Raw genomic sequence first — 8,435 nt, forward strand, 5'->3', positions numbered from 1 at the left:
AATTGCTGCTGCTCAGACCCTGTGCCAGCAGGCTGTAGCTACCGGCATTCACAGCACTTTGCGCGGTGCCGCCATAGCTCAGGCTGCCGCCCAGCACGCTGCTGCTTTCACCGTTGACGAAGCCGCTGTAGCTCACGCCATTACCGCCGCTATAGGCAAGACCGTCGTAGGTCTTGCTGGCGTTGCTGGCGGTGACGGTCAGTGAGGCCGGAGTGATATTTGCCGTGGTGCTGATGGCGGTGGAGTTGGGAATGGTGTAATTGCCAGCGTCCGTACCGGAAAGGCTGACCCCGGTTACGTTGACCGTGATGTTGTTGCCTACGTTGGCCGAGGCAAAGCCACCCGTAGCTACAACTTGTACATTATCCCCATTCACCAGGCCGGAAGATGTGACTGCTGCGGCTGTGGTGCCATCATAAGTCTTATTGGTTGCCTGAAAAGCCGTCAACGCCTTGGGCGTAATGGTGTAAGTGCCCTGATTGAAATAGGCCACGGCATAGGTATCAGACTGATAGGACGAGGGATTGCTGGCGCTGCCGTTGAGCGATATGTAGCTACCGGCATTCTTGCTGGACGTGTTGAAGCCCAGCGTACCCAATGCACTTGGAGTGAAACCACTCGGGCCACCCAGCGCTGTCACCGCGACATTCGAGGCATCGGTAGACCCGTCATAAACCTTGGTGCCGTTGCCGGTAAAAATGTAGATCGGCAGTAAAGCCTGATCAACAACATTATATTGGGCCTCGGTATAGCTCTGGTTACCACCAGGAATCACCATGGTGCCGCAATTAGGGTAGTTGGCGTTACAGGGTGGGCTCTTGGTAAAGGTTGCAGTCTGATTGCTGCCATTGATGCTGAACTGGAAGTAAGCCACGTTAGGCGCAAAAAACTGCACCCGGGCCTGGTTCCCGTTATTGACCAGGCCCAGCGCGCCTAATGCATTCTGGGTATTTCTGGCATCCACAACGATGCCGCCAGAGGAAGAGGAGGTTTCAAAGGTGGTGGTGGTGCCCGAATTGGCCTCAACCCCGAAACCAAACTCCTTGGCCGATGCGGTGCTGATGCCACTCATGTAGATATTGCCACCCTGGGAATTCACCGTCGCGCCGGACAGCACGTAAATACCAGCCTGGGTACCACTGTAGCTGGAGGTAGTCGCATTGGTTTGGCCATTGATGACGATATTGCCGCCACCGGACTGCAGCGTGACATTGGTACCCAGCAATACGGCGGGGCTGTTGGCATCATAATTGAGTGCATAACCGATGCCGTTTGAGGTGGCTGATGTTAACGAGCCGCCAGCCCCACCAACCAGGATATTGCCGCCGTTGGAATTAAGATTACCGTTGAGCTTGACGCCACCAGTCGTGCCTGCTGCATTGTTGGCTGCGCTGAGGGTGATATTCAGCTTGCCATTGCTGGCGGTAATAGGGCTGTTGATCGTGATATTGCGTGCGGCCTGCAGGGTCAGGCTGACATCAGCACTACCTGTATCGGTGATGGCGTTATTGACCGTGATGTCGCCATTGCCACTGGCGCTGCCCGCACTGCCATAAGCCGCATTATTGCTTTGCGTGGTTACCGTCACACTGGTGCCACCAGACAGCGTGCTGGAAATGGTGGCGGCGGCAGCACTGCCTATCGTGTAGTCGTAGGGGTCAATCAACCAGCTACCGGCAGTACCTGAGCGGGATGACGCATTAACCTGCAAACCACTCATGGTATTGACGCTGGCCGCCGATGTTTCAATAGCACCGCCATTACCGCCATTCGGTGCACTGGCATCCAGTGTGCCACCCACATTCAGGGTCCCGGTACTCATGTCGCCCAGCAACTGGATCTGGCCTTTTTCACCGTTTGCCAGGGTTTGCGCCCGGATGACACCCGTATTGTTGATGACCGAACTGGTCAGTTGGTCTGCCGCCTTGGCAGTCAGCAGCACACTGCCGCCATCGGCCTGAATCGCGCCGCCATTGCTTACCAGCGAATCCAGCGCCCCCTTGTTGATGGCCAGCTTGACCGCGCCGCCCATGTCGAGTGTGACATCCTGGGCGGAAGCCAGTATCACGCTCCCCTTGTTGGCGGTGATATTGCCGTCATTAGTCACCTGAGCAGCAATCAGGGCAACGCTTCCGCCATTACTGGTGGTGATATTGCCCTGGTTGATGACCGCACCCTGGCTGCTGCCCTGAAAGTTGTAATGGCCGCTGGAAAACTGCTGGTCAGACAGACTCAAGGTAGTTGCCACCAGGCCGCTGGTATTGACTTGTGCTCCGCTGGTAAACAACACCCCGTTGGGGTTGAGCAGGAACACCTGACCATTGGCTTTCAGGCTGCCCTGAATGACGGAAACGTCCGAACCCAATACGCGGTTCAGCGCAATGGATGTGGCGGAGGGTTGGATGAACTGAACGGTATTGCCCGCGCCAATGCTGAATGTTTGCCAGTTGCTTGCCAGCTTTGCAGAGGACTGGTTGATCAGCATGGTATTGCCTTGCTGGGTGATGTTGCCGGACCCGAGCGTGATTTGCCCCCCGGTTGGCAAGCCGGCAGCACCTGTGCTGCTCGCCAGCATGACAGTACAAAGCGCCAGCATGCTACTGCCCGCGCGGGATGCCTTGCCGTGTGCAGACACATTCTCTGCCACCGCAACCATTGCACATGCCTGGGAACTCCAGACGAGTTTGTATACATGGTTCAATGAGGGGCGCCGCATATCACTTCTCCCGCTACGATTTGTTAATAGTTGTTTTTATTGATTTAATTATAAGTAGAGTATTTACTTTAATATCCCTATTGATTATCTGTATTGCTCGGTGATATTTCAATATGAAAGTATAGATTTTGAGTAGATTATTGATTAGTGTGTAATTAATAATACATTGCCAATTTTTAATTTAAGCAGATAAATTTGAATGTTATTAATTAATTCCAACGGCATTTTTATGGGATGATTAGGCATATTAAGCCTGATTCTGCTAACGGCAGTACTGGCGCGTTGGTGAATGTGGCGGAGGTAAGGAGGCAATGAATAATTCAAAAATAATGATTGTTGAAGATGATGCGATTTCAGCAATTCTCATGCGCAAGTGGTTGGCAAAGTCCGCACATGTTCATCATTGTGCGACGCCTGACGCATTTCAGCAGACAGCCTTTGAAGTGAACCCGGACATCATACTGATGGATATCAACTTGGGGGGTGATGAGGATGGCTTTGATCTTGTTACCTGGTACCGGTCACAACAGGGGAAGGCTCAGGTTATCTTCATTTCGTCTTATGAGACGGCTGAGATCCTGTCGCGTATCTATGCCTGTGGTGGCAATGATTACATCCTGAAGCCCCCAAGCCTGGAGGTACTGGAGAACAAAATCCGCCATGCACTCGAATGGCGTGCCATGGATGCGATATGCCCCATCTCTCCTCGGGATGAAAACTGCTAAAGCATGATGTGCCGCTGATGATGGCTGGCCGTCAGAATTCGCTGATGGTAGAGGCAAATCTAACGAAACCAGATCAATTTCGTGTGTGGCCGCTTCTCATCCGAAAGCGGACACAATTCTTCAAGTCGGCGAATGGCCACTAAGGCCGAAAAACTGCCGGTACCCGCGCTGAGAGCACGCTACCATCAGGCAGCGTGCTCTCATTTCCACGGCAGTGGTATGTTGCTTTCCTGGCAGGCGTGCGGAAGGTCGGAACTTGTTCAGATCTCCCCTGGTAAAAGAGGGGCGAATCAGCCTGATGCTGGTTGCTCTCTATACGGTCTCAATTAAAGAGAGCTACCCCATCCTCCAAGCCAGCCTATGGCATGATTTCGACATACTCATACACTTCGCAATCGCGTACTTGTTTGCGTACCGCCAGGCTTGCCGTTTCAAACCAGGCTTGCGGATTATGCAGATCGATTTCTTGTCCCATAAAGCGTAGCAGTTCGCAAATCGGCTCCACCACATTGCTGCGATACCTGCTGTCGCCTTTTTCATAGCCCAGATACAGGTTTTTCATGCAATTGCCCCGGCACCAGGCATAGGCTTCGCATTCCTGGCAGGGCATGGTAGCGGTGTGCTGCAAAGGGCTGTGACGCAAACTATTGTCTTTGACGTCACCCATTTTCATATTCGGTAGATACATCATGTCCGGACAGGGGTAAATCTCCCCATTCGGCATGACATTAAGCAGATGCGTTGAAACGCGACACTGAGTGCGGCCGGCATATAGCTCCTGCGCCCGGTCGGGAAACAGCTTGTTGCGGATGATGCCCATCACCGGAATCAAAGGATAGAGCCGGGTCGGGTCCAAAAAGAAGCGCCCAATAAGCTGGCGAAGCACGGCTTTGCGCTTATCGATCGAATCACCGGCATACATTTCGTCGGCCACGAATTGCCAATAGAGATAATCGAATGGAGAGTGATCTCCGATGAGCTGGTCCAGCTCATCAAATGTGGTATCGGCATTACCCCAGGTGACGCGGGCGGTGAGGCTGCCACCCAGCTGGTCGCGTACCTTGGCAAGATTGCGCAATACCTGGCGGTAAATGCCACGGCCGCGGTAGCCATCGGTGATGGCTTCACCGCCATCAATGGAAACCAGCACATTGGATAAGCTGGCCAGTGCCCATGCCGGCACGTCGTCCAGCAAGGTGCCGTTGGTTTGCAGCTGATACCGGAAATGGGGGAAACGCTGCATCACCTCCAGTACCAGCTTCATGTTGAGCGTGGGTTCCCCTCCGTAGAAGGTTACATAGACATCTTTGCCGTTCAGATGCGTTTCAATAAAGCTTGCCAGTTGGTCGACGTTATATTCAAGTTCGGTCTGCGAGCCCAGCACATTACCAACGCCCAACGAGCAGTAGGTACATTTGAGATTGCATTTCAGTGTGGTTAATAGTTGCAATTCAACACGTGCGCCGATGATCGGCGGTTCTGCTCCGGCCTTTGGAGGGCAGGAATCGTGAAAGTGCACCGGATAGGTTTGTGACATGACCAAAGACATTGGTGTGCTCCAGGGTGGAAAACCGGCCATATTGCCCTCATGGCATGGTTTGTTCCTTGATGTGCACCAAGTACGAGGTTATTCCCACCGCCCTGGCCTATCGATTGGCGGAGCCTTTCCTGCCGACCTGCTGCGATGGGAAATCCCCAATATCGACCGGCTGGCGTTTGGCGGCAGACTGGTCTGGCCATGCACATGGCAAGTGCAGGTCACGACAATGACAACAGGAGGAGATTCAAGATGAAGGCAAGGAAAATGCTGTGGAAACTGGTTGCCTTGGCTGCCTTGTGCGGCGCATCAAGCCAGGCAGCACTCGCCGGTGACGGTAATGGCTATTACCAGTTGCAATCGACACTGAAACTCAGCACACCGCAACCTAGCTGGGACTATCTGACTTTCGATGCAAGCCGGCAATATCTGTTTATCAATCGCCATGCAGACGGCGTCAGTGTTGTCGATGTCAAACACATGCAAGTGGTGAAATCGAAGATTCCCGGTACCGAACACGCGGGCGATACAGCGCTGGCCACTGCCGAAGGCCTGGGTTTTACCAGTAACGAGGATGGTTCCACCACCCTGTTCAGACTGGCCGACTTTTCCTTGGTTAAGCGCATCAAGTTTGGCAGTAATGCCGACGGCAATGTTTATGACCCGGTCACCCACCGTGTCGCCTTCATGATGGGCGACGACTCCACCGTGCTGATTCTGAGTGCACGGGATGGTAGTGAACTGGGGCGTGTAAAAGTGGACGGAGAAAAGCTCGAACGTCCGGTTGCTGATGGCAAAGGCAATATTCTCTTTGCGTTACGCGACAAAAATCGTGTTATTCGCCTGGATATGGCCAAGATGATGGTAAGCGATGAGTGGCCGGTGTCCTGCATTCAGTCCAATAGCGTGGCCATAGACAAGGATCATGAGCGTATCTTCGTCGGCTGTCGCGGTGACAAGCCCGTGCTGCTGGTGCTGGATGGCAAGAATGGCCATCAAGTGGCAACCTTGACGCTTGGACGCGGCGTAGACGAAGTGATTTACGACGCAGATACCAAGCAAGTGTTTGCCAGCAATGGCATCGAGAGCAATCTGGTGGTGTTCGGGCAAAAGGATCCTGATCACTACGAGATGACACAGTCGGTCATGACGCGCCCCAGTGCGCGTACGATGGCAATGGATCCCCAGACCAAGAAACTCTACCTGGTAACGGCCGAGGGGGTGCAGGATCCGGGCAAGAAGGTTAATCGTGCACCTTCTTTTTTCTATCCCAATTTTTATCAGCCAGACAGCTTCGTACTGTTGACCTACGGCGTTGGGAAATAAGCGGCAAAGCGAGCATGTCTGGAATCTGTATATGGCTGCCACGGGCTTCTGTACTACAGAACGGCGGCTCTGACCGAAAACCGACTGCGTCAGCTGTTAGAGCACTCTGCCATCAGGCGGAGTGTTTTCATTTCAGGGTAGTCGTCAAGCACAGCTTGCATAGACTTGCATTCATGACAATTTCTTGATTGTGCTGATTGTTGCGCATAGGCTGACCACTCGCAACCACCCTAGACAAAAGTGAACTGTGTCATGCATATCGCAATTCTGACCTTTGATGGCTACAACGAACTCGACTCCCTGATTGCATTTGGCATTTTGAATCGAATCAAGAAGCCTGACTGGCGAGTATCGATTGCCAGCCCTGCATCCAAGGTTGAATCCATGAATGGTGCTGTTCTGGAGTCTCATATTTCCATTGAAGAGGCCTGTAGCGCCGATGCGGTAATTTTTGGTAGTGGACTAAAAACACGGGACGTTGTTGCCGACAAAAAACTGATGACTACGATGCAGTTTGACCCGTCCCGGCAACTACTGGGGGCACAATGCTCGGGCACTCTCATTTTGGCAAAGCTTGGCCTGCTGGACAGCGTCCCGGCGTGTACCGACCTCATCACCAAGCCCTGGGTAGAGGAAGCCGGTGTCAGCGTTTTGAATCAGGCATTCTTTGCCAAGGGAAATGTGGCGACTGCCGGTGGCTGCCTGGCATCGCAATATCTTGCATTCTGGATCATCGCCAGGCTGGAGAGTGTGAAAGCAGCACAGGATGCATTGCACTACGTGGCGCCGGTAGGCGAGAAGGAAGAATACCTGGCACGTGCACAACAGAATGTGACGCCATATCTGCCTGGCAGTGTGATCCAATAAATTCTCCGGATAGCGCTAGCAGCAATGCTAGTCCGGGACCTGCCATCCCCCTGGACAAACCGTGCCATGGCGCAACGCCTCGGCGTGGCGCTCCTGATGAGTCGGTCATGACAAGCCAGATGGCTTTCCTGACTCTGTGTAGGATCTTCACCCCAGACAAGCAGCACAACTGCCAATCTCACAAACCGGGAAAATGCACATGATGCATGTATCCGGGCAAGGAGCCTAAATGACCTTGGTCCAATTGCAGATGCTTGTCACCGTGGTCGAACTCGGCTCACTCACCGCCGCCGCTGAGCGGCTCAGTCGTAGTCAGTCCACCATCAGCCACGCCTTGACGGAGCTTGAAGACATCACCCAGGTCAAGCTGCTGATGCGAGACCGGCAGCCCATTGTGTTGACAGCCGCTGGAGAACGCCTATGGCCTTATATCCAGAACGTGGTGCGGGACGCGCAAGCTCTGCGCCAGCAATTCAGCCTATCGCGCGGCAAGCTTGAAGGGCGGTTGGTGGTCGGCTCTCTGCCAAGCGTGTCGTTGGCGTTTGTTGCACCGGCACTTGAGGCGCTTAAAAAGATACATCCGGGCGTATCGGCGGTGTTGATTGAAGGCACGGATCTGGAAGTTGAAGGATGGATAGAGGACGGCACGGTCGATGTCGGTGTTGTTGCTGGAGCCAGACGCTTCATCAACAACCTGCCGTTGCTCGAAGACGATTTCGTCGCAGTGGTGGCGAATGGTACGTTCGACGCCCATAAAAGCGTGTCGGCCAAGCAATTGGCCACATTGCCTTTCATCTTCTCCAAGGCGGGCTGCGGGCCAGTCATCTCCGATTACTTTGCACGCAACGGTGGCCAACTGAAGCCCGCTTTTCACGTGCTTGAAATGCGCTCGATTTTGTCGATGGCGGAAGCAGGCATGGGCGTGTCTATCGTCCCACGCATCACACTCAGCTATACGCCGTTTGCTGGCCGGGTGCTGGAATTGTCACCGAAGTTACACCGTTCTGTGCGCTTGTCGTGGAATACAATGGCGACCGCAGTGACCGACGAATTCATCAGACTGGTTTCTGCCCGATGTGGCAAAGGCGGCAAGGCCAGCAAAACGCAAGCCAAGGGAGACGATGCTGATCGCTGCCATGATGAAAAACACCCATAGCACGCTTGCATTTTATTCATGATCAAATCAGTCAACATGCAATATATTAAATATCCTCACTGCGCTGATTTCATCATCTGAATGGAGGCTGCCATGCCCACCCTACCC

General features: G+C 53.5%; 6 protein-coding genes and 1 pseudogene. 4 read left to right on the forward strand and 3 right to left on the reverse strand.

Annotated features, from left to right (window positions below; genetic code table 11):
* Positions 1 to 2,485 (reverse strand): two-partner secretion domain-containing protein (locus H2Z84_RS19590; protein WP_258869502.1); only part of this gene is annotated, 2,485 nt, incomplete at its 3' end.
* Between the two features lie 93 nt (positions 2,486 to 2,578).
* Positions 2,579 to 2,716 (reverse strand): annotated as a pseudogene (locus H2Z84_RS21555) (ESPR-type extended signal peptide-containing protein); the annotation flags it as partial.
* A gap of 311 nt (positions 2,717 to 3,027) precedes the next feature.
* Between H2Z84_RS21555 and H2Z84_RS19595 the strand changes: the two are divergent.
* Complete coding sequence (locus H2Z84_RS19595; RefSeq protein WP_181837476.1) at positions 3,028 to 3,441, forward strand: response regulator; 414 nt, start codon at positions 3,028 to 3,030, stop codon at positions 3,439 to 3,441.
* Between the two features lie 358 nt (positions 3,442 to 3,799).
* Here H2Z84_RS19595 and H2Z84_RS19600 read toward each other — a convergent pair whose 3' ends face one another.
* Entirely contained in the window at positions 3,800 to 4,990 is a 1,191-nt protein-coding gene (locus H2Z84_RS19600; protein WP_199102141.1) for a radical SAM/SPASM domain-containing protein, read from the reverse strand.
* A gap of 255 nt (positions 4,991 to 5,245) precedes the next feature.
* Here H2Z84_RS19600 and H2Z84_RS19605 point away from each other — a divergent pair, with 255 nt between their 5' ends.
* From H2Z84_RS19605 to H2Z84_RS19615, 3 genes are all read left to right on the forward strand, one after another.
* Entirely contained in the window at positions 5,246 to 6,304 is a 1,059-nt protein-coding gene (locus tag H2Z84_RS19605) for a YncE family protein (RefSeq protein WP_220272926.1), read from the forward strand.
* A 252-nt stretch (positions 6,305 to 6,556) separates the two neighbouring features.
* Positions 6,557 to 7,171, forward strand: coding sequence for a DJ-1/PfpI family protein (locus tag H2Z84_RS19610; protein ID WP_181837478.1), 615 nt, complete (start codon positions 6,557 to 6,559; stop codon positions 7,169 to 7,171).
* Positions 7,172 to 7,400: 229 nt separating this feature from the next.
* Complete coding sequence (locus tag H2Z84_RS19615) at positions 7,401 to 8,327, forward strand: LysR family transcriptional regulator (RefSeq protein WP_181837479.1); 927 nt, start codon at positions 7,401 to 7,403, stop codon at positions 8,325 to 8,327.
* Positions 8,328 to 8,435 lie beyond the last annotated feature (108 nt).

The sequence above is a fragment of the Aquitalea aquatica genome, from assembly GCF_013911085.1.
GTDB classification, from domain to species: Bacteria; Pseudomonadota; Gammaproteobacteria; order Burkholderiales; family Chromobacteriaceae; genus Aquitalea; species Aquitalea aquatica.

Bases quoted from the DNA above. Each gene is read 5' to 3' on its own strand.
- H2Z84_RS19595 (WP_181837476.1), top strand. From the start codon at position 3,028: ATGAATAATTCAAAAATAATGATTGTTGAAGATGATGCGATTTCAGCA.
- H2Z84_RS19610 (WP_181837478.1), top strand. From the start codon at position 6,557: ATGCATATCGCAATTCTGACCTTTGATGGCTACAACGAACTCGACTCC.
- H2Z84_RS19600 (WP_199102141.1), bottom strand. From the start codon at position 4,990: ATGTCTTTGGTCATGTCACAAACCTATCCGGTGCACTTTCACGATTCC.
- H2Z84_RS19615 (WP_181837479.1), top strand. From the start codon at position 7,401: ATGACCTTGGTCCAATTGCAGATGCTTGTCACCGTGGTCGAACTCGGC.
- H2Z84_RS19605 (WP_220272926.1), top strand. From the start codon at position 5,246: ATGCTGTGGAAACTGGTTGCCTTGGCTGCCTTGTGCGGCGCATCAAGC.